The 18,967-nt window shown below is 60.1% G+C and carries 21 protein-coding genes and 3 pseudogenes; 8 read left to right on the top strand and 16 right to left on the bottom strand.

The genetic code is table 11. The annotated features are described in order from the left end of the window. The first annotated feature begins 197 nt into the window (after positions 1-197). Positions 198-866, top strand: coding sequence for a L,D-transpeptidase (locus tag C9413_RS10700; protein ID WP_040116127.1), 669 nt, complete (start codon positions 198-200; stop codon positions 864-866). A 115-nt stretch (positions 867-981) separates the two neighbouring features. Here C9413_RS10700 and C9413_RS10695 read toward each other — a convergent pair whose 3' ends face one another. Next, positions 982-1,467 (bottom strand): hypothetical protein, encoded by a 486-nt coding sequence (locus C9413_RS10695; RefSeq protein ID WP_348648770.1) that lies wholly within the window; start codon positions 1,465-1,467, stop codon positions 982-984. Between the two features lie 396 nt (positions 1,468-1,863). Further along, on the bottom strand, positions 1,864-2,571 hold the full coding sequence (locus C9413_RS10690; RefSeq protein ID WP_052451877.1) for a TetR/AcrR family transcriptional regulator: 708 nt from the start codon (positions 2,569-2,571) through the stop codon (positions 1,864-1,866). 87 nt (positions 2,572-2,658) lie between these two features. Here C9413_RS10690 and C9413_RS10685 point away from each other — a divergent pair, with 87 nt between their 5' ends. After that, entirely contained in the window at positions 2,659-3,432 is a 774-nt protein-coding gene (locus C9413_RS10685; protein WP_170250441.1) for an SDR family oxidoreductase, read from the top strand. 23 nt (positions 3,433-3,455) lie between these two features. Here C9413_RS10685 and C9413_RS10680 read toward each other — a convergent pair whose 3' ends face one another. Further along, on the bottom strand, positions 3,456-3,617 hold the full coding sequence (locus tag C9413_RS10680; protein ID WP_166677373.1) for a hypothetical protein: 162 nt from the start codon (positions 3,615-3,617) through the stop codon (positions 3,456-3,458). Positions 3,618-4,007: 390 nt separating this feature from the next. On the opposite strand from C9413_RS10680, the gene C9413_RS10675 reads away from it, so the two are divergent. From C9413_RS10675 to C9413_RS10665, 3 genes and pseudogenes are all read left to right on the top strand, one after another. Continuing rightward, on the top strand, positions 4,008-4,172 hold the full coding sequence (locus C9413_RS10675) for an ATP-binding protein (RefSeq protein WP_281408633.1): 165 nt from the start codon (positions 4,008-4,010) through the stop codon (positions 4,170-4,172). A 252-nt stretch (positions 4,173-4,424) separates the two neighbouring features. Then, positions 4,425-4,733: a type II toxin-antitoxin system RelB/DinJ family antitoxin gene (locus C9413_RS10670; RefSeq protein WP_040116124.1), complete on the top strand. Its 309-nt coding sequence runs from the start codon at positions 4,425-4,427 to the stop codon at positions 4,731-4,733. After that, positions 4,730-5,022, top strand: a pseudogene (locus C9413_RS10665) (type II toxin-antitoxin system RelE/ParE family toxin). The gene C9413_RS10670 and the pseudogene C9413_RS10665 overlap by 4 nt, the downstream one beginning before the upstream one ends. Positions 5,023-5,186: 164 nt before the next feature. On the opposite strand, the gene C9413_RS10660 reads toward C9413_RS10665, so the two are convergent. Both C9413_RS10660 and C9413_RS10655 read right to left on the bottom strand, forming a co-directional pair. Next, complete coding sequence (locus tag C9413_RS10660; RefSeq protein WP_082046749.1) at positions 5,187-5,597, bottom strand: GFA family protein; 411 nt, start codon at positions 5,595-5,597, stop codon at positions 5,187-5,189. A 284-nt stretch (positions 5,598-5,881) separates the two neighbouring features. Beyond that, entirely contained in the window at positions 5,882-6,472 is a 591-nt protein-coding gene (locus tag C9413_RS10655) for an SOS response-associated peptidase (protein ID WP_040116123.1), read from the bottom strand. A 57-nt stretch (positions 6,473-6,529) separates the two neighbouring features. Here C9413_RS10655 and C9413_RS10650 point away from each other — a divergent pair, with 57 nt between their 5' ends. Then, on the top strand, positions 6,530-7,027 hold the full coding sequence (locus C9413_RS10650) for an SOS response-associated peptidase (RefSeq protein WP_040116122.1): 498 nt from the start codon (positions 6,530-6,532) through the stop codon (positions 7,025-7,027). Here C9413_RS10650 and C9413_RS33225 read toward each other — a convergent pair. From C9413_RS33225 to C9413_RS33220, 8 genes and pseudogenes are all read right to left on the bottom strand, one after another. Next, positions 7,024-7,116, bottom strand: a pseudogene (locus C9413_RS33225) (DNA polymerase IV); the annotation flags it as partial. The gene C9413_RS10650 and the pseudogene C9413_RS33225 overlap by 4 nt on opposite strands. Positions 7,117-7,161: 45 nt before the next feature. Beyond that, positions 7,162-8,451, bottom strand: a complete 1,290-nt coding sequence (locus tag C9413_RS10645; protein WP_040116121.1) for an amidohydrolase family protein — start codon at positions 8,449-8,451, stop codon at positions 7,162-7,164. A 26-nt stretch (positions 8,452-8,477) separates the two neighbouring features. Next, a complete protein-coding gene (locus tag C9413_RS10640) occupies positions 8,478-9,422 on the bottom strand; it encodes an ABC transporter permease (RefSeq protein ID WP_040116120.1) in 945 nt (314 codons plus the stop codon). Continuing rightward, entirely contained in the window at positions 9,419-10,468 is a 1,050-nt protein-coding gene (locus C9413_RS10635) for an ABC transporter permease (RefSeq protein ID WP_040116119.1), read from the bottom strand. The genes C9413_RS10640 and C9413_RS10635 overlap by 4 nt, the downstream gene beginning before the upstream one ends. Beyond that, entirely contained in the window at positions 10,458-11,990 is a 1,533-nt protein-coding gene (locus C9413_RS10630; protein ID WP_040116118.1) for an ABC transporter ATP-binding protein, read from the bottom strand. The genes C9413_RS10635 and C9413_RS10630 overlap by 11 nt, the downstream gene beginning before the upstream one ends. Next, entirely contained in the window at positions 11,987-13,399 is a 1,413-nt protein-coding gene (locus C9413_RS10625; RefSeq protein ID WP_040116117.1) for an amidase, read from the bottom strand. The genes C9413_RS10630 and C9413_RS10625 overlap by 4 nt, the downstream gene beginning before the upstream one ends. Positions 13,400-13,407: 8 nt before the next feature. Next, positions 13,408-14,391 (bottom strand): BMP family protein, encoded by a 984-nt coding sequence (locus C9413_RS10620; protein WP_040116116.1) that lies wholly within the window; start codon positions 14,389-14,391, stop codon positions 13,408-13,410. Between the two features lie 78 nt (positions 14,392-14,469). Beyond that, the gene (locus C9413_RS33220) at positions 14,470-14,634 is read right to left on the bottom strand and encodes a hypothetical protein (protein WP_223844170.1); all 165 of its coding nucleotides are present in this window, start codon (positions 14,632-14,634) and stop codon (positions 14,470-14,472) included. A 4-nt stretch (positions 14,635-14,638) separates the two neighbouring features. Here C9413_RS33220 and C9413_RS33215 point away from each other — a divergent pair. Beyond that, positions 14,639-14,789: pseudogene (locus tag C9413_RS33215) on the top strand (PHB depolymerase family esterase); the annotation flags it as partial. 239 nt (positions 14,790-15,028) lie between these two features. Here the strand turns inward: C9413_RS33215 and C9413_RS10610 are convergent. Beyond that, a complete protein-coding gene (locus C9413_RS10610; protein WP_040116114.1) occupies positions 15,029-15,610 on the bottom strand; it encodes a dienelactone hydrolase family protein in 582 nt (193 codons plus the stop codon). 545 nt (positions 15,611-16,155) lie between these two features. Between C9413_RS10610 and C9413_RS10605 the strand changes: the two genes are divergently transcribed. Beyond that, entirely contained in the window at positions 16,156-16,377 is a 222-nt protein-coding gene (locus C9413_RS10605) for a hypothetical protein (RefSeq protein ID WP_040116113.1), read from the top strand. Between the two features lie 913 nt (positions 16,378-17,290). On the opposite strand, the gene C9413_RS10600 is transcribed toward C9413_RS10605, so the two are convergent. Together C9413_RS10600 and C9413_RS10595 are read right to left on the bottom strand one after the other, a co-directional pair. Then, complete coding sequence (locus C9413_RS10600; protein WP_040116111.1) at positions 17,291-18,082, bottom strand: AMP-binding protein; 792 nt, start codon at positions 18,080-18,082, stop codon at positions 17,291-17,293. A 455-nt stretch (positions 18,083-18,537) separates the two neighbouring features. Further along, a complete protein-coding gene (locus tag C9413_RS10595) occupies positions 18,538-18,912 on the bottom strand; it encodes a VOC family protein (RefSeq protein ID WP_040116110.1) in 375 nt (124 codons plus the stop codon). Positions 18,913-18,967: the final 55 nt, after the last annotated feature.

The following is an 18,967-nucleotide window of genomic DNA, read 5'->3' as shown; positions in this document are numbered from 1 at the left end:
CGGGGCGAGGGGTGGCGGGGGGGAGGGGGCAAGCGGGGGGTGGCGGGGGGCCAAGGGTGCGGGAGGCGGGACTCGCCGCCGAGGTTAGCAAGGCGGCGGTGGGGGGGCCGGTTCCCGACCGTCTCTTCCAGCAGGTGGCGAACACGTTGGTGGCCAACGGTTTGATTTGAACGTCGCAATGTCGATGGAGACCTCATATGTCGGAACTGCGAGCACTGACTAGGCGCGCCATGGGGGGGCTGCTTTGCACTGTTCTTTTATCAACGGCGATCAACCACGCGGCAGCAGACCAGGCCTCGCCGCCATTGTTGGACAAGAAAAACGACAAGGTCTGGATCGACAGCGGCTATATCGGCTTTCTGATGTCGCCGCCTGCTTACCCATCACGGCGAGCCCAGGGGGAGGGGTCTTATCCGCATGCCGGGACGTTCGTGCGGCGGCACATAGTGGACTATCAGACCCGGGAAGCGCCGGGTACGATCATCATCGAAACCCGCAAATACGCCCTTTACTACATAGAAGCCGGTGGAAAGGCGCTGCGTTACAGTGTCGGCGTTGGACGTGAAGGCTACGGCTGGCGTGGAACCGAGGTGGTGAGCGCCAAGCGCCCTTGGCCGGATTGGCGTCCGCCGGCGGACATGCGCAAAAGGCGGCGGGACCTTCCTGCATACATGACCGGGGGCACCGACAATCCGTTAGGCGCGCGCGCCATCTATCTAGGAAATACGCTGTACCGCATCCACGGAACGAACGAACCACAGAGCGTCGGGAGGTCCTCTTCATCGGGGTGTTTTCGCATGACGAATGACGATATAATCCATCTCTATGAGCGAGTAAAAATCGGCGTGAAAGTCATCGTGCTATAGTATCGTACGATGCGGCACCCGTGTTCCGCGCGTCGGCGCGGGCGACTCTTCGTGCCGTGGGTGCATAAAGTGCCGGGCAGTTCTGAAAGACCACTGCGGCTCCCGATATTAGGATTCAAGCAAAGGCGGTCGTTGACGAAATTACGGAGTGGCGATGCACGCCAAGTGCTTTGATCTTATCCATGACTCCTACAACTGCAGTGCCCCACGACCGATCGAAGCTATCGGGCTGATTTCCCGTGGCACCTTCCACAGACCGCCGCCGAATGCAATGGCAGAGGGTGCGATGGTCTCCCAACCGCGCGGATCGTCCTCGGCGATATGATTGTCCCCTTCCCAAGGCCGGTTTTGCACTGGCCTTGTGGCCGGCGTGGCCGATCTGGATACCTGCGACCGCGTCCGCTTTTTCAATGCCAGCAACAATTGGCGCGAAAGCCTGAGCCTGGGCGTCACTCCAAAGGCCCGTGCAACCGGGTGTGATCCGGCCCTCGGGAGACAGCTGTGGCTTCGACGTTAACTGGCCGGCGCCACCACGCGCCAGGCTTGTGAGATGGACGCTGTGCCATTCGTTGGGGACGCCATCGATCGCGGATACTGGCACATCGGCGAAACCGCGATTCGGTTTCGGAGCGTCACGCCTTTCAGCGTGAATTGGTCGAATAAATTGGGCACTGGACCTCTTCAATAACGAAAGCAAATTTCCCACACGGACTGCTCACGCCGGCTGACACATGCATTGCCCCATGGTCTATCCATTGGGTTTTTCACTGGCTGATGTTGCGCGGTGGCGGGGTGCAGGTTCGCCCGTACCCGTAGCCGTTAACTGCAATAACTGAAAGTTTACGAAATGCGATTGAGTTAGTGGATTTGGCCGTCTGACCGGAGCCGCCAGAATTTCATCTCTAAATCAGATATCTAATCTGTTGGACCGGTCGCGATAGGTTCGAGGCTTTCAAGAGCAAAACGCTCACATACAATTACTATGCCAGTGCATCCCTCAAGGCACCCGTGGCCGAACCACCGATGGAGTTCTGCGGGCCTTGCGGTCAGTATGAGTGGTTGACGTGTCTTCAATCCGAACTCCCAGTTGGGTCCTACGCTTCCCGGGCCAGGCCGTGAGTGCGATGTCGATCAGCCGCTTCAGCCGCGCATTGCAGGCGCCGTCGCAGGCCTGGGCGGACATGCCCTGGATAATCGCACCATAGAACCGCGCGAGCGTATCGGTGTCGGTTTGCGTCGGCAATTCGCCTTCCTCGACGGCACGGTCGAAGCGGGCTTTGAGGGTCTGAATCGACGCCTCGCGCAAGGCTGCGGTCATCCGCGCGACAGATGCATTTTCTTCCGCATGCTGCAGGACGGCCGTCGAGACCATGCAACCTCGCGGCTTATCCGGCTGGGTGTCGCCGTCAGCAATATCGTAGAGGTAGAGGCTCAGGGCGTCGTAAGCCGGAAGATGGGAATGCAGGATTTCCGACCGGCGGCTGTTTTCACGGGCAATGCTGAAGTCGAGCGCCTGACGGTACAATTCTTCCTTTGAGCCGAAGGTCGAATATAGCGTCGGCGGATTGATCCCCATGGCCTTCGTGAGGTCGGCGATCGAGGTTCCCTCGTAGCCGCGTTCCCAGAATAGGCGTGCCGCGATGTCGAGCCCCACGTCGCGATCGAGCACGCGCGGTCTGCCTCGTTTGCGGATTGGCTCACCCATTATATAGTGATCCCTATTAAATGATTGACAGGCCTATTTCGCCTCTTATTATACCGATCACTATTTAATTTCGCAACGGAGTGATCTATGTCCCAAAGACTCGCAGACAAGATAGCCCTCATTACTGGAAGCTCGCGTGGTATCGGCCGGGCCGCCGCCCTTGCGTTCGCGAAGGAGGGTGCCGCTCTGATTGGCGTGCACTACACCGCCAATGCGGATGCGGCTAATGCCACCGTACGCGACATTGAGACGCTCGGCGTCAAGGCCGTTGCCGTAAAAGCCGATCTCAGACACGGCAAGGACGCGGCTGACAGCCTCTGGGCGCAGTTCAGCGAAGCTGCGCGCATCGAGAGGGGCTCCTCGGCTCTAGACATTCTGGTAAACAATGCCGGCATCGCGCCCGCGTTGCCATTGAAGCAGACGAGCGAAGCCGCGTTCGACGAGGTGATGACGATCAATTACAAGGCGCCGTTCTTCCTGATCCAGGCAGTCGCCGACCACATTCACGACAATGGCCGCATCATCAATGTCTCGACCGGGTTTACGCGGATCGCGGCACCGACGCATCCGGCCTATGCAGCCTCCAAGGGAGCGCTAGAGACGTTGACACTCGCGCTGGCACCTGAATTTGCGGCTCGCGGGATTACGGTCAATGCCGTGCTGCCGGGGGTGACGGAGACGGATATGAATGCCGCGTGGCTGGCATCACCGGACGCGCGCGCAGGCGCCGAAGCGCTCTCGGTCTTCTCCCGTGTCGGCCGGGCGGAGGACGTCGCCGACGTCATCGCTTTCCTTGCATCGAACGATGCGCGCTGGACAACCGGCCAGATGATTGATGCAACAGGTGGTGCCCGGATCTGACGTAACCCGAAGCTCCACTATGTTTACAGCCGTCCAAACCAAGCGGCACAGGGCATATTCGTGACGAGATGCCGGTTGAGATCAGCTTGCCCGTCAGTCCACCAGGCAGGACCGCGCTCGCCGAGCGCGATCTTGGCTTCATCCGCCCAGCGGCTCGCTTCCGCCAGGTTTGCGGGGTCATTCATCGTATCCCGGATGGCTCGCCACGCCGACATCGACTCATCGACCAGACGCTGCCTGGCCATCCCTCGCACGCGCAATAGCGCCGAGTGGAACCGCCAAGGAAATGCAAATGGCCCAAATTCCCGCAGGCGACCCGGGTGTCGCGAGGCGCGTTCTTTATGTCGGGCGGCGCATCGCATCCCAATGGGAAGGTGGCGTATCTCGTCATGAACAAGACAGCCAAGAACGCGAGGAACGGGCCAAAGGCGTCGGGCCGTGGGCAATCTGGTCGTTAATGCCATTCGCTATGGTCGGGAAAGCTACAACGGTCCGGCTGCGGTCAGCAGTGCTGGCGATAAAATGATCATCGAGGCCGGCAACGAGGGGGCGGGGCTTTCACAGAGTTGGGCCGGTTGTTCGACCGCTTTTACCAGGCGGACGCGGCCCGCAGCGGCAGCTCTTCCTCGCACGGATTGGGATTGGCGATCGTCGATGCCATCATGCGCCTGCATGCGGGCGTGGCGGCTGTTTCATGCCCGGAGGAGGGGATCCGCTTTCGCCTCTCATTCCCGGCATGAGTTGTCAATCGCAACTGGGAAGCCGCCGGTCAGGTACATGGTCCGGCGTCGATCAGGATGAAACCAGCCTGAATCGCGCGGCGATGTTCGTGTTTTGGGCTTGTCGGATCGCATAATATCTTCTGTGGAACCGTGCCGTCAGAGGGCCGAATGCGAAGTCAATTCGGAAAGAATGCGACAGAATTCGAGGCGCTGCTCTAGAATTTGTCATGCAGGTGCATTACATTCACCACTGGCGAAGGAGGCTCGAACATGGCATCAAATGCACTTGTCCAGACTCGGATTGGTGCCGACGTCAAGGAGCGCGCCACGGCCGTTCTGGAAAATATGGGTCTAACGGTCTCGGATGCTGTCCGTATCCTGTTAACCCGGACAGCGAATGAAGGCGCCCTGCCGCTGGAACTGGTTAGCCACAGCGAGGCCCACGACGCCTGGTTCCGTGCGAAGGTCTTGCAGGCGCTCGAGGACACGCGACCCGACGTCGACGATGCCGACGCCGATGCGCGCTTTCGCGAACGCCATGCGGCGGCTTTGCGCAGGGCCGTGGCGGGTGATCGATGAGGCTCGTCTGGGCGCAATACGCGCTTGACGACGCGACACAATCTTCAGCTACATTGAGAAGGAGAGCCCCAGGGCGGCGGTCCACGTGGACGAGGAAATCGTCCGCGCTGCCCGTCGACTTGTTGACTTTCCCGAAAGCGGCCGTCCTGGCCGGATTGCTGGAACTCGCGAACTTGTTATCCCGCGCACGCCCTACATCGCAGCCTACGTGGTTTTAGCGGATAAGATTCGTATTTTGCGTGTTTTACACGGCGCCCAGATGTGGCCCATCGAGCTCGGCCACGAGTAGACGTGCTACATCGCTTCAGGTTCGATTCCGTTCAAGGCGAGGAATGGCCAGTCGACTCCCGACGGCGACGGTCGGATCGGCCATCCACGATCGTCTCAAGAGGATCGAAAGCGAAGTTCGGTGCGCCCACTACTACTACTACTTACCTCGCCGCGTCGATCCAGCTAATATTGGCCGATTGGTAGGGCTTGGAAGTGCTTAACCGTTTTGTCAAGCTGCACCCACGTATGTTTAGATTGTTCGAATACTGATATGGCAGGTGGCGCGAAGACCGGGTCGGCAAATGACCCTACCGCAACCCCGATCCAGGGCGGCGAAACATCGGCCTTCCAATAGACGGTCGAGCCGCAAGTTGGGCAAAAGTGCATTCGGACCTTGCCACCGCTCTCGCCGGTACGAATAAACTCTGTAGACGTTCCAGATACTTCGACACAGTCAATCGAGTAGAACGCATTAGCACTGAACGGCGCACCAGTTCGTCGCTGGCAAGCCAAACAGTGACACAGCGCAGTCAATTGTGGCGAACCGCTAAGCATCAGTCTAAGAGCGCCGCAGGCGCATTGGGCATTGGGCATGAAAACTCCTCCCGCTTGCACGGTGAAATTGCGTTGGATTGAGGGCTGAGGCGCGGGTCCGAACCGCAAATCATTGCGGTGGGCGATGAGAAGGACCTGAGACCTGATACAATTTCAGGATCACAGAAGCCTCGAGTGTAGATCGCGCAAATGCCGAAGTCCAGGGGAAAACCCATCCGACCGGTCAGGGTTCGAGAGTAGCCACTGATCGGAAACCGTCGCGCGACTGCTGTTGGACAACAGTGAGCTTCATTCCCTGGCGGCGGCTCGCTTGTGCGAGGTTCTCAGCCTACTTGCTCGACTGCCAATGTTCCTGCCGGCAGAGGCTTGATCAGCGACTTCGCAGAAATGGCGGGATCCAGCCATTCCACCCAGGCGTTGCGCTCGAGGATGACGATCTGCCGGTCGTGGTAAGGGGCGATGTCCGAACCCGGCTCCATCGTCAGCATGGTGAAGGCTTGCCCCACCTCAGGCGTCTCACGCCAGATGCCGGCAATGCAGAAGATCGACTCATCCTTCTTGGTGAAGAGCCATTTGTCCTTGCGCGTCTTCTTCGGATCCTTGGGCTCGGTGAACTCGTAAAAGCCATCGGCGATGATCAGGCAACGGTTGGAATTGAACTCCCGGCCCTCCGAGCGGAAATTATAGACCGGCCGCTTGTTCGGACCCGGCCAGCTCCAGCGCCGCTGCACGAGCTCCGCCTCATCGCGCGCGCCGTTAATGGCTCTCACGATGGGGCCGACGTCGGTAATCTTGATGTCCTCGCGCGCTTCAAGGTTGGGCGCGCCCTCACCGAAACGGATCTTGATCTTGAGGTCGGCGAAGTCCTCGAAGATCGAGGCGACATCCACCATCAGCCGATAATCGTTGCACATGCATCCTCCGTTTAGGTTCTCGTTGTCTTGAAATGTTGTTCCTGCTATGTTCTATTTATGATGAGCCCGAAGGTTTTCCAGTCTGACGCCCCGCTCGACGAGCGCCGCGTCATCATAAGGCGCCATGACGGCGAGACGGAGATGGTGGAACTTCCATGGGGACTGCGCCCCCGCGATGGCGGTCCGCGTGCTGTGAGCGTTGTTCGAGCGGAGGGAAGGATCTTTTCAACCCACCGCTGCCTGGTGCGGGCCTCGGAGTTTCGCCACAAGAGTTTCGGTTTCTCGCTCGCCAACGGTGATTGGTTTTATTTCGCGGGGATCTGGCGCCCCGCGACGGCGGATTGGCCGGAGGCCTATGCCTTACTGACGATTGAGGCGAATGCCGATATCGCGCCGTTCCACGACCGACAAATGGCGGTTCTCACCCGCGAGCGACGCATCGCGTGGCTCGACGGACTGGTGCTCGAGGACGAAATCCTGCGCCCGCTGCCGGCATCGACATTCCGAGTTAGACGCTATTCATCCTCTCCCGTTCAGGCAATGCTGGCCGTCTAAAAGGCCAGCCGCAGCTGCGGTTCCACTGTGGGCGCTCGACGCTCCAGGGAAGACGGCGACACGCCCAGCAGACGGATCCCTTTTCCCGGCTCTGGAGCAACAAGCGCGGCGGCTGAATTGTGCCGGCCCGCATCTCAATGGCGAGGTGCGTAACCCATGCCGCTATCGACCTTTGCGGGGCGTCCATCGAGGAAAAGCGCGCCGATGCGCGGTGCCGAACGGGCGATGACCTTGCCGCGCCGGATGACCGCGAGCCGGTTCGGCTTAAGCCGCAGTGCTTCCAGCGTATCCTGCGCCTGGAGGATGACGAGGTCCGCGTTGCAGCCGATTTCCACGCCATAGCCTTCGAGGTCCATCGTCTTTGCCGAGTTGACGGTCAGCGCATGGAAGATCTTCTTCTTGTCCTCGACGCCCGCCATCTGCGCGACGTGGATCGCCATGTGGCCGACCTCCAGCATGTCGCCCGATCCCATCGAGTACCAGGGATCCATGACGCAATCATGCCCGAAGGAGACATTGAGGCCGGCATCCATCAATTCGCGCACGCGGGTCATGCCGCGGCGCTTCGGATAGGTGTCGTGCCGGCCTTGCAGCATGATGTTAATCAAGGGGTTGGGGATCACGTTGATCCGCGCCTCCGCCATCAGCGGGATCAGCTTGGAGACGTAGTAGTTGTCCATCGAGTGCATCGAGGTCAGGTGCGAGCCGGCGACGCGTCCCTGCAGGCCAAAGCGGATGGTTTGCGCGGCCAGCGTCTCGATATGGCGCGAGAGCGGATCGTCGGTTTCGTCGCAATGCATGTCGACCGGCAGGCCGCGATCGGCGGCGATGCGGCAGAGCGCCTCGACCGAAGCCGTGCCTTCGCCCATCGTCCGTTCGAAGTGGGGAATGCCGCCGACGACATCAACTCCCATATCGAGGGCGCGGTTGAGCGCGTCGATCGCGCCCGGCGAGCGGTAATAACCGTCCTGGGGGAAGGCGACCAGCTGCAGATCGATATAGGGCGCGACCTTTTCGCGAACCTCGATCATCGCCTCCACGGTCACCAGTCTGGGATCGCTGGTATCGACATGACTGCGGATGAAGAGGAGCCCCTGCGTCACCGCCAGATCGCAATAGCGCAGCGCACGATCGACCAGTTCCTCCTTCGTGACGATCGGGCGCAGCTCTCCCCAGAGCGCGATGCCCTCGAGCAGGGTGCCGGATACGTTCATGCGCGGCAGTCCGAGCGACAGGGTGGCGTCCATGTGGAAATGCGGATCGACGAAAGGAGGACTGACCAGCCGGCCGGTTGCGTCGATTTCTTCCCCCGCTTGCGCTTGGAGACCGCGCTCGACAGCGATGATCCTGCCGCCCTGGATGCCGATGTCGATGCTGGTTCGGCCATCGGTGAGATTTGCATTTCTGACGATCAGATCGAACATCGGAGCCTCATTGGATGCGAGTGGTTTCAACGTTCGCCGCGACGATAGGGTTGCATCAGCGCCTGCGGGACGCGGGCACGGCGGGCCATGACGGCAAGCGCGGCGATGGAAAGAATATAGGGGGTCATCAGAAAAAGCTGATAGGGCACGAGCCCGCTCAGCGCGGTTTGCAGCCGAAGCTGGAAGGCATCGAAAAAGGCGAAGAGCAGGGCACCGAACAGCGCGCGGCCCGGCCGCCAGGAGGCGAAGACAACGAGCGCGATGCAGATCCAGCCGCGCCCCTGCACCATGGTGGGGAAGAAGCTGTTGAACGCCGACAATGTCAGGAAGGCGCCGCCCATTCCCATCAGCGCGCTTCCAGCAACCACTGCGCCGTAGCGCACCTTCATCGGATTGACACCCTGTGCTTCCGCCGCGTGCGGATTTTCGCCGGCCATGCGGATCGCAAGCCCAACGGGTGTGCGGAAGATGATGTAGGCCATCAGCAGGGCAATGGCAATCGCCAGATAGGTTGGCGCCGTCTGCGTGAACAGAGCCGGCCCGACGAAGGGCAGCGTCGAGAGGCCAGGAATGGCGATCGGCTGGAACGGCACGATGGTGGGTGGGGTGCTGGCAAGCGGCACGATCAGCCGGAAGACATAGTAGCTGAAGCTGGAGGCAAACAGCGTGACGCCAAGGCCGGAGACATGCTGGGAGAGGCCCAGCGATACGGTCAGGCCCGCATGCAGCAGGCCAAAGACCCCGCCGACCATCGCAGCAATCAGCAGGCCGGTCCAGAGATCGGCGCCGTGATAGACGGAAAGCCAGCCGATCATCGCGCCGATGGTCATGATGCCTTCGATGCCGAGATTGAGCACGCCAGCCCGTTCACAGACGAGTGCGCCGAGCGTGCCAAAAATCAGCGGCGTGGCGATCCGCAGGATTGCCGCCCAGAGCCCGGCGGAAGCGAGGATGTCGAACAGTTGCATCATCGCCGGATCCTGTATTGGGTGAAGAACAATGCGATCAGCATCGTCAGCAGCGACAGCGCCACCGTGACATCGGCGATATAGGTCGGGATGCCGAGACCACGGCTCATGCCATCCGCGCCCACGAACATCATAGCCGTGAAAATGGCGGCGAAGACGACGCCGAGTGGATTGAGGTTGGCAAGCATCGCGACAACGATGCCGGAATAGCCGAAACCGGGCGACAGGTCGGTCGTCACATAACCCTTGACGCCCATGACCTCGATCGCTCCGGCGAGGCCCGCCAGCCCACCTGACAGGCAGGCGACCTTCACCAGCGTTCTGCCAAGCTGAACGCCGGCGAAAACAGCGCCGGCCGGATTGAGCCCGGCGGCGCGCGATTGCATGCCGAACACGGTGCGCGACTGGATGAAATGGACGATGATCGCCAGCGCAATCGCGATCGCAAGGCCGATATGCAGGCGGGAGCGGGCAACCAGCTTCGGCAGCATGGCGTGATCGCTGACCGATTGCGACTGCGGCCAGCCGAAAGCGAGCGGATCCTTGAGCACCCCGTCGATCAGCATCGAGACGAAGAGCAGGGCGACGAAGTTCATGAGCAGACTGGTCACGACCTCATCGACCGAAAAGCGCAGGCGCAGCCACAGCGGAATGAGGATCAGGACCATACCTGCGACGGCACCGACAAGCAGCAGCAAGGGAATAAGAGCCGGAGCGGGGAGAGTGCCGAAAAGCTTGGCACTCGCTGCGGCAACCGCGATGGCACCGAGATAGAACTGACCCTCGGCGCCGATGTTCCAGAGCCTCGCCCGGAAGGCGACGGCGGCGGCAAGCCCGGTTAGCATCAGCGGCGTGGCCCGCGTCAATGTCTCGGTTGCCGAAAGCCGCGAGCCGAAGGCGCCCGTTAGGATGCGCCAATAGGCCTCAAATACAGGGGCACCGGCGATCGCGATCAAAATGCCGGAGAGAGCCAGCGCTGCGACCACGGCGAGCAGCGGCGTCAGAACGAGAAGATAAAGTGGACGATGCTCGCGACGCTCAAACCGCATGATCGGCCTCTGGGGATTGCTGCCATTCACCGGCCATCATCAGTCCGAGTTCGCGTGCGTCTGCGACTTCAGCTTCGACGGGTGGCGAAAGCCTGCCGCCCACGATCGCCTGAATGCGATCGGCAAGCGCGATCACCTCGTCCAGATCCTCCGAGATCAAAAGCACAGCGGTCCCTTGCCGGCGAGCCTCCAGAAGACGCGCATGTACGGCTGCCACGGCACCTTCATCGAGGCCGCGCGCCGGCTGGGCCGCGATCAGGATGCGCGGCCGCCGGTGCAGATTGCGGCCGAGGATAAGCTTTTGCATATTGCCGCCCGAAAGCAGCCGCGCGCGGCTTGCAGGGCTGCCGCCGCGGACGTCGAATTGGTCGATGATCTCCTTGGCAAAGGCCATGCCTGCCTTGCGGCTCACAAGCCCACGTTGCGAAAACGCCGGCGAGGAAATGCGCTCCAGCACGGTATTTTCCCAGATCGCCATTTCGCCGATCACGCCTTCCTCATTGCGGTCTTCCGGAATGCGGCCAATGCCGGCATTGACGACATCGCCTACGCCGAGATTGCCGATAGGTTCCCCGAAAAGCAGGAGGTCGCCGGATGAGCGCGAGAGCGTGCCGGAGAGAAGATGCGCCAGCGCTGCCTGGCCATTGCCCGAGACACCGATGATGCCGAGGATTTCGCCTTCGCGCAGATGGAAGCGGACGGACTTCAGTCGCTCGACGCCGTCGATCTTCACCGTGACATCGGCGGCCTCCAGCGCGACCATGCCGGGCGTCGATGGCTCGCGTACCGGCCGCGTTACGCGGCGGCCGACCATCAGCTCGGCCAGTTCGGCCTTGCTGGTTTCGGATGCCCTGCGTTCGGCAACCATCTTGCCGCTGCGCAAGACGACGATACGGTCGGCCGCAGCCATCACCTCATCGAGCTTGTGGGAGATGAAGATCAGCGAGAGGCCTTGGCGGGCCATTTCCTTCAGTGTCGTAAATAACTTTTCGGCCTCGATATTGGTCAGTACCGCCGTTGGCTCGTCAAGGATCAGGATGCGGGCGTCGCTATAGAGCGCCTTGAGGATCTCGACGCGCTGCTGCTCGCCGACCGACAGGTCGCCAAGACGCGCGCCCGGATCGACCTTGAGACCAAAGCGCTCAGAAATGGCTAGAAGCTTTTTGCGCGCGGCGGATGTGCCCGAACGCCAGGACCAGAGATTTTCCGTACCGGTCATGACGTTTTCGAGAACGGTCAGATTGGGCGCCAGCGAGAAATGCTGGTGGACCATGCCCACGCCGGCGCGGATCGCGGCGCGCGGCTTGCCCTGCGGGAGTTCGGTCCCGTCGATCAGAATCCGGCCGGCATCCGGCATATAATGACCGAAGAGGATGCTCATCAGCGTGGTCTTGCCCGCGCCGTTTTCGCCAAGCAGGGCTACGATTTCGCCCTTGGCAAGCGTCAGCGAGATGGCGTCATTGGCCAGATTTGTGCCGAAGCGCTTGCTGACGCCTTCGATTTCGAGAACCGGAATTGTCATGCTGCAAGCCCTGCCACCGGAAAGCGATGCTGCCAGCGTTCCTCGGCCTCCAATCGTGCGGCGAGTGACAGCAAAAGCGGCTCGTGGCCCATCGGAGCCATGATCTGGACCGGTAGGGGCAAGCCGTCCGCATCGGTTCCAAAGGGCAGGGTCAAGGCCGGAAATCCTGAAATATTGGCGAGAGATGCAAGTGGAGCAAAGGCAGCCATCCGCTCAAGCTGCAGCTCGGTATCACCATGATCGAACGGAAATGACCCGATCGCAAGGGGCGCCTTCGCAAGCATCGGCATCAACAGGCAATCGACCCTGTCGAAGATAGTCCAAAGCGCGCGGCTGGTGTGCACGGCGCCATTCAGCGAAGCCCAGAGTGTCGGTCCCGTGAGCGCGTGACCGCGTTCAATGAATGCCTGGGTCAACGGCTCGGCGCGTGAAATATCGAGTCCGAGCGTATCGATGAAGGTTGCGAGATTGACTGCGATGATGTCGCCGAGCGCGCGACCGCTGGCATCGACGCTTTGCTCGAATTCGGCCCAGCCGAGCGGGACGATGTGATGTCCATCCGCCTCCAGCGTGAGCGCAGCATCCTTGATCGCTTCGAGCCGCTTACTATCCGTCGGATATTTTGACCCGGTCTCGGCCAGCAGACCGACCCGCAACCGGCCACCTCTGTCCGCCGCGGTCTCCGGATCGGGGAACGGTCCCTTTGCCTTACCGCGCAGCGTATCGAAAATCAGCGCTGTATCCCGCACCGAGCGACAGACGGCAAGTTCGCTGGCGATGCCGCCGAGATGATTGCCGAAGGATGGGCCGGCGGGCATGGCGCCGCGGCTTGGCTTCAAGCCGACAAGACCGCAGCACGCCGCCGGCACGCGGATGGAACCGCCCGCATCCGTTGCGTGGGCAATCGCTACAATGCCGGCTGCGACCGCCGCTGCTGCGCCGCCGGAGGAACCGCCGGGCGTGCGCGCCGGATCGAGCGGGTTGCGGCAGATCGGCCCAGCCGCCGGTTCGCTCGCCAGCGAAAGGCCGAATTCCGGGCTTGTCGTCACCCCAAACAGGCAGAAACCCGCTGCGCGGAAGCGGCTGGCGAGATCCGAATCCGGCTCGCTGCCCGCTCGTTTGAAGAGACGTGACCCGGACGTTACCGGCAAGCCTTCGAAAGGACCGCCCAGATCCTTCGCCAGCGTCGGCACGCCGGCAAACGGCCGGGCAGCAAAGCGGCCCGGCTTCACGCGCCGTTCTTGATCCACGGCTTCGGCCGACGCCATGCCCAACGCTTCGTCGAGATGAGCAATGGTGCCGAAGGTTTTATGGTCCCCCGCCGAGGCAAGCGAGGCCTGCATCGCGTCGACAGAGGTCAGGCCGCCATTCCTGATCGCCTGTGCCAGGTCGGTCGCGTCACGGCGCATCGGTCGAATTACTTGGGCTCGTCCATCATCTTCGGGACTTCGAAGGTGCCAGCCTTTATTTCCGCCCGCTTGGCTTCCATCGCAGCTTCGGCGTCGGCTGGTGCCACCCCTTTGACGAAGACGATATCGCTGCCGCCTTCCTTCATCAGGCCATAAAGGGTGTAGTTCTTGCCGACCGGCTTGCCGGCTGCGACATCGGCGATTGCCGCATTGAGGATCGGGCGGAAGTACCACATGGCATTGGCGAACACGGTGTCCGGATAGCGCGGCGTGTAGTCGATCAGCGAGCCCACCGATTTGATGCCGCGTTCCTTCGCGGCGTCCGCTGTGCCGATGCGCTCGCCGAAAAGAATGTCGGCGCCGGCGTCGATCTGAGCAAGGCCGGCTTCGCGGGCCTTCGGCGGATCGAAGAAGGTGCCGATGAAAGAAACCAGATGCTTTGCATCGGGATTGACGGCCTTGACGCCTTCCGCGAAGGCATTGATCAGCATGTTGACTTCGGGGATCGGAATCGCGCCGACAGAACCGACGATATTGGATTTGGTCATCTTGCCGGCCAGCATCCCGGCAAGATAGGCCCCGTCATGGTTCCAGGTTCCGAAGACGCCGAAATTGCCGCCGGCCTCAGTGCCGCTCGACCCCAACACAAAGGCCGTGTCCGGATAGTCGGCGGCCACCTGCCGCGCTTCTTTTTCGACGGCATAGGCCTCGCCGATGATCAACTTGTTGCCCTGTTCGGCATATTCGCGCATGGCGCGCGGATAGTCGGTGCCGGAAACTCCCTCGGAGAAGACATATTCGATGACGCCTTCCTTGGCTGCATCCTGCAAGGCTTTATGCAGACAGGAATTCCAAGCGTTCTCGACCGGCGAGGCATGAATACCGGCAACCTTCATCGGGGCCGCTCTTGCCAGCGGGGCGAACCCGCTGACCCCGAGGGCAATGCCTGATGCAATCACTGCACGGCGTGAAATCAAGATGTCTCTGGTCATTGATTTGCTCCCCTTTTTTTACCAGTTGGTTCAAAAAACATAAGGAGCGCCTAAAAAAGTGTCAAGCGCCAAATTGGCTTAAAAATCAGGCTGTTCGCCCCTTGTGATTGCGACATTGACGATCTTTTCGCCATTGGCCTGCGGTTCGATCTCGTGCAGACCGAAACCCGGCATCACGGTCACCACGGCGGAAAGGGGCGCAGGACAGCGCAGCAAATCGCAGCGATCATTTCGACGCTGCAAGCGGTTTTCCAGGCTCGCTGCCCAGCGCGGATTTGTTCTTCTTTATCCGCAACAGAAGAATGCCAACGATGCCCATGGCTGCTTCGACTGGTTTCAACCAAGCGCAGTGGCCGCGCGACCGCGGCGAGCTGATGTCTGTCGAGCAGATGATCGAACTGCAATTGACCGCCACCGGCGTCAGACGCATTGTCGCCTTTACCGTCTGTATCAAGATCTCGCCGGTGCGGCGGATACGCAGGGTGAAGCCTGCCTTGAGGAGTTGACGGTCGGGCTTCAGGTGACGGCTCGAGTCTCATCCGATTTCGGCAGCCATGGGTGTCTACAAGGTTCAGAAAAAGAACATTAGAAACGTTCGAAGCCCGCAGATAATTCAGTCGTGTCACGATATTATGGATCAAACGCGATCCAGGAACTCAAGCACTCGAATGGTGAGTAGTGCGGTTGCATTCGCGTCATACGATGGGAGCGAGCTGTCGGCGAAGTAGTGCTGATCACCAGGGTACAGGAAAAGCTCCGCGTCCTCGACCTTCTCCACGATCTCGCGGGCGGCGTCTATGTCGCCCTCGCCGACGAAGATCGGGTCGTTTTCCTTGCCGTGAATCTGGACCGCGACGCCGTCTGGCCAAGGTCCGAAGGCCCACTCGCCACTGATCGGCAGGCAAGAATGGAAGAGGAGGGCTCCGCGTGCTCCGGGCCGTGTCTGTGCCAGCTTCTGCGCCGGCAGCACACCGAACGAGAACCCGGCATAGACGAGCTCGGGAGGCAGCTCGTCGGCGACGCTGACGCCGCGCTCCCGCATGTCGTCGAATCCGATCTCACTGATGTAGGCGAGACCCTCATCGATGCTCTGGAATGTGCGTCCGTCGAACAGGTCCGGAGTGTGCACGATGTGACCGGTAGCCCGCAGGTCGTCGGCGAAGGCGCACACACCCGGGGTCAGCCCCTGTGCGTGGTGGAACAACAAGATCTCGGCCATACAAAGCCTCCGAGTGGGATGGTCGGGCGCACGTTCGCGCGACCCTACAGCGTCGTCGCCTCGCTGGAAAGAGTGCTAGACGAATGCTCGCCACCGATTGCGAGACTAACGGCGGTCGTCATCGCTAAACGGCCACAGCCGCTTCCTATTGGAACACGATGAAATTGCACCACTGTTCAACGACCATTGTGACCGTGTCGATCCAGGTATCATCGAGGGGAAGTAAATCGTGAAGAGCATCTTGTGCTCCTCCATGATGGCAAGAGCACGCATAATCTCCCAACCGGTCTCAGCCGATAATCGGGGCGCATTTATCTCAACCTCCCCAGCCGATCGTGCGCCCGCCAGTGGCGATGGGCGATTAATACCATCCCTTGGCAGAAGCAGAACATCCTGCCTCTCTACGGCTGGGCATACGGCGCGAGAGGCATCCAGAAGGTCGAAGAGCTATACGAACGAGCAGATCGCTGCATAGCGATTAACCTTTCATCCTGCGTTCAGGATCGATCTTCGAAAATAACCCATCTTCTTGGGAGTGTTGCACCATGACCAGAGATGATTTCGCCGCCAACGATGCACCATTGCAGAACGAAGATATTGTGATCTGCAAAAGAGTCTTCGATCATATTTGCGCGGCCGGGCACATAACGCGTGACGACGCCTGCGACGAACTCGCAACCCAGATCATCTATTTCTATCAGCACGGCGTCAGGAACGAAGACAGCTTGGAACAGTTACTCACGAGTATTGCCGAGAAACAGAGGTAGACGTGAATATGAAAATACGCCCGCAGTATTACGCCAGACGCGACGGGGATGGCAGCTGGTCGATTGTCCATACGCAAACGCACAAGGTCGCTGTCATTGCTGAAATTTTGCCGCTCACACGCCTTGATGAATCCACCGCCATGGAGATTATCGATGCCCTGAGTGAGAGGCATTCGGCGTCCGAAGCACCTGGTACCACTCCCGAAAGGGACGCGGGGATCGGACTTAGCCGTTTCAGCTAGTTTGCTCACTTTGATTCGACTGGTGAGTGGCAGGAACAGAGCTAGCTCCCTGTCCTGTCGCGCGGTGCGAAAGGGCTCGCGTTGATGCGATGAGCGCGAGGCCCCGCATCATACTGATCAGGGCAGCTGCATCCATCAGATTTCGAGATTCCGCTTAGGATTTGAGGGTCGGGGTTATTTCCCACGTTATGCCGGCCAAGGAGGATCTCCCCCTGCGCCGCGTTACCAGCTGCTCGCCGGCGCACCGATGATGATAGGATACACCAGCCCCTGAATGTCGTAGATTGTCGTAGATTTTCGCAAGAGCGGATTTCTCTTCTGGTCGATCGCACGGAACCTTCCCTTCCACTGGGCGTTTATTATGGGATCACGCCTTTCGGGCTTCCACAGCTACTGAAACTGCGTGATCCCCAAGTGCCAAGGGGTTATCCCCCGGTACTCATGGCTTGGGCTCGCCTTTGACCTCTCTTAGACGAGTCCTTGCCGCGTGAAGGCGGTATACCCCGCTTCCGTCGAATTCCATTTCATTCAGGCGAGCACCTTTAATCAGCTCTCGAGCCTCCTGCGCTTATTGTCGCCGGGAGGGCCGACAGGCGACGGTGGCCTCGGCTGCATTGAAGCTTAGTCGCTCCACGAGCAGGGACAAAAGCTTTATCTTTGACATCAGATTGCTAGCAATAAGTGAAGCGATGCTGACAATGATAATGGTGATCAACGCGCGCGATGGAAGACGGCACAAACACGGTCTGAATTATCCACAGGAACAAAAGGTGGATACAGTACGATCCGAGTTCATAGGTATAGGGTACGCCAGAGAGATTTGTGCAGTTGCTCTCGTCGATGATGCGGGCGAAGTCGCCGTCCATTACACAAATGCCGGGAAAGAAAACGCTGCCGCCCGCAATCAGATGGGAATTCAGGATCGACAGTCCGTAAGAATAGTGGAGGGGTAGGACCAATGCGGTACGATCGGTGGATGAGAGTTCGAGGTAAGCCGCGATCGAGCGTAAGTTGGCGTCGAGATTAGCAAAGGAAAGACGCACTGCTTTGGCAGTGCCCGAACTCCCTGATGTCATGAGCAGCAGGGCGAGATCAGGGTGGATCCCCTGGCTGCCATTACCAGGCCGGACCTCCTCGATCAGACGCCAGTGGCCATTGGCTGGACGGAAGATGAAATCCGGTTGGAAGGCGTTAAGAAAATCATCCCACGGCCTCTCATCACAGGGTGGCAGCATGGCGATCGCGTGTCCCGCCCTCAGTGCTGCGAGATAGGCGACGATCGCATGCACGGAGACTTCTGCAGCAATCGCCACAAGCCGCTTTTGTCCCTGTCCCAACCGATTTGCGAAGCGTCGCGTTTGCTCGTCGAGTTCCGCGTAGGAAAGGATCCGTCCGCTGCCGAAAAGAAGCGCCGTGCGATCTTCTCTGCGAGCGATTACGGAAACAATGTCGGTCAGGGGCATGATTACGTTTCGATTATGAGACTTGAAACGCAAGCGCCTATATTCCTTGAGTATTTCTAGTCAACTAATCCGGTAAGCCGCACTACGCAATTGCAGCATCGAGGCCGAAGGGCTGCCAAAATATTGCGGAAAACGGATATGAGCTGCGGAATACGGAGGCTTCACGGTTCCTAGCCACGATACGCAAGCTCCATCGACTATTGCCGCGAGCCGCATGACGGTCGTGCTCGGTACCGAATGCTCGGTATCTGTGACCGTATCCAGCCAGAGGGGTGTTGCGCACCTGGCCGTCGGTCGACTGGGTGTCGATTTGACGAAACGCAGCATCATCACCTGCCAGGCGGGGGATGGGCGAGAGATAGTTGATTGGTCACGCTGCCGCGACGCCGTCGACGGATGTAGGGGCGGTCGCAGGTGAGCCATGCCCGCTCATGAGCGCTCCCCGATGTGAAGAGTTAGGCTTCGGGTTTGTGGCAAACCACTTCAATGTTGTGCCCGTCCGGACCGATAACGAAAGCTGCATAGTAGTTAGCGTGGTAGTGCGGGCGCAGACCAGGCGCACCATTGTCTTTGCCACCTGCCTCCAGAGCTGCGCGATAGAAAGCTTCGACTTGCTGGCGATTATCGGCAGTGAATGCCAAGTGAAGATGCGCCGGCGCTTCCTCGGTTTTGAATATGCACAATGAAGCCTTACCCTTTGAGCTGAGCTCGACACCGTAGGTCGGCGGTCCTTCCGAGACAACCGCAACACCGAGCGGTTCAAGTGCCTTGAGGAAGAACACTTTGCTCGCCGCATAGTCGCTGGCTCCGAATTTAACGTGGTCGAACATCACTCCTCCTGAAGTGTGTAAGCCTGCCTGACAGACGAGCAATCGGAGCATGCTC

The organism is Rhizobium sp. SEMIA 4085 (assembly GCF_013004495.1).
Lineage (GTDB): Bacteria > Pseudomonadota > Alphaproteobacteria > Rhizobiales > Rhizobiaceae > Rhizobium > Rhizobium gallicum.
The sequence above is the reverse complement of the archived record's forward strand: the minus strand, read 5'-3'. Positions and strand labels throughout refer to the sequence as shown.

Excerpts from the sequence above, each read along its gene's own strand:
- C9413_RS10700 (WP_040116127.1), top strand. The coding sequence starts at position 198 with ATGTCGGAACTGCGAGCACTGACTAGGCGCGCCATGGGGGGGCTGCTT.
- C9413_RS10690 (WP_052451877.1), bottom strand. The coding sequence starts at position 2,571 with ATGGGTGAGCCAATCCGCAAACGAGGCAGACCGCGCGTGCTCGATCGC.
- C9413_RS10685 (WP_170250441.1), top strand. The coding sequence starts at position 2,659 with ATGTCCCAAAGACTCGCAGACAAGATAGCCCTCATTACTGGAAGCTCG.
- C9413_RS10680 (WP_166677373.1), bottom strand. The coding sequence starts at position 3,617 with ATGAATGACCCCGCAAACCTGGCGGAAGCGAGCCGCTGGGCGGATGAA.
- C9413_RS10670 (WP_040116124.1), top strand. The coding sequence starts at position 4,425 with ATGGCATCAAATGCACTTGTCCAGACTCGGATTGGTGCCGACGTCAAG.
- C9413_RS10660 (WP_082046749.1), bottom strand. The coding sequence starts at position 5,597 with ATGCCCAATGCCCAATGCGCCTGCGGCGCTCTTAGACTGATGCTTAGC.
- C9413_RS10655 (WP_040116123.1), bottom strand. The coding sequence starts at position 6,472 with ATGTGCAACGATTATCGGCTGATGGTGGATGTCGCCTCGATCTTCGAG.
- C9413_RS10650 (WP_040116122.1), top strand. The coding sequence starts at position 6,530 with ATGATGAGCCCGAAGGTTTTCCAGTCTGACGCCCCGCTCGACGAGCGC.
- C9413_RS10645 (WP_040116121.1), bottom strand. The coding sequence starts at position 8,451 with ATGTTCGATCTGATCGTCAGAAATGCAAATCTCACCGATGGCCGAACC.
- C9413_RS10640 (WP_040116120.1), bottom strand. The coding sequence starts at position 9,422 with ATGATGCAACTGTTCGACATCCTCGCTTCCGCCGGGCTCTGGGCGGCA.
- C9413_RS10635 (WP_040116119.1), bottom strand. The coding sequence starts at position 10,468 with ATGCGGTTTGAGCGTCGCGAGCATCGTCCACTTTATCTTCTCGTTCTG.
- C9413_RS10630 (WP_040116118.1), bottom strand. The coding sequence starts at position 11,990 with ATGACAATTCCGGTTCTCGAAATCGAAGGCGTCAGCAAGCGCTTCGGC.
- C9413_RS10625 (WP_040116117.1), bottom strand. The coding sequence starts at position 13,399 with ATGCGCCGTGACGCGACCGACCTGGCACAGGCGATCAGGAATGGCGGC.
- C9413_RS10620 (WP_040116116.1), bottom strand. The coding sequence starts at position 14,391 with ATGACCAGAGACATCTTGATTTCACGCCGTGCAGTGATTGCATCAGGC.
- C9413_RS10610 (WP_040116114.1), bottom strand. The coding sequence starts at position 15,610 with ATGGCCGAGATCTTGTTGTTCCACCACGCACAGGGGCTGACCCCGGGT.
- C9413_RS10605 (WP_040116113.1), top strand. The coding sequence starts at position 16,156 with ATGACCAGAGATGATTTCGCCGCCAACGATGCACCATTGCAGAACGAA.
- C9413_RS10600 (WP_040116111.1), bottom strand. The coding sequence starts at position 18,082 with ATGCCCCTGACCGACATTGTTTCCGTAATCGCTCGCAGAGAAGATCGC.
- C9413_RS10595 (WP_040116110.1), bottom strand. The coding sequence starts at position 18,912 with ATGTTCGACCACGTTAAATTCGGAGCCAGCGACTATGCGGCGAGCAAA.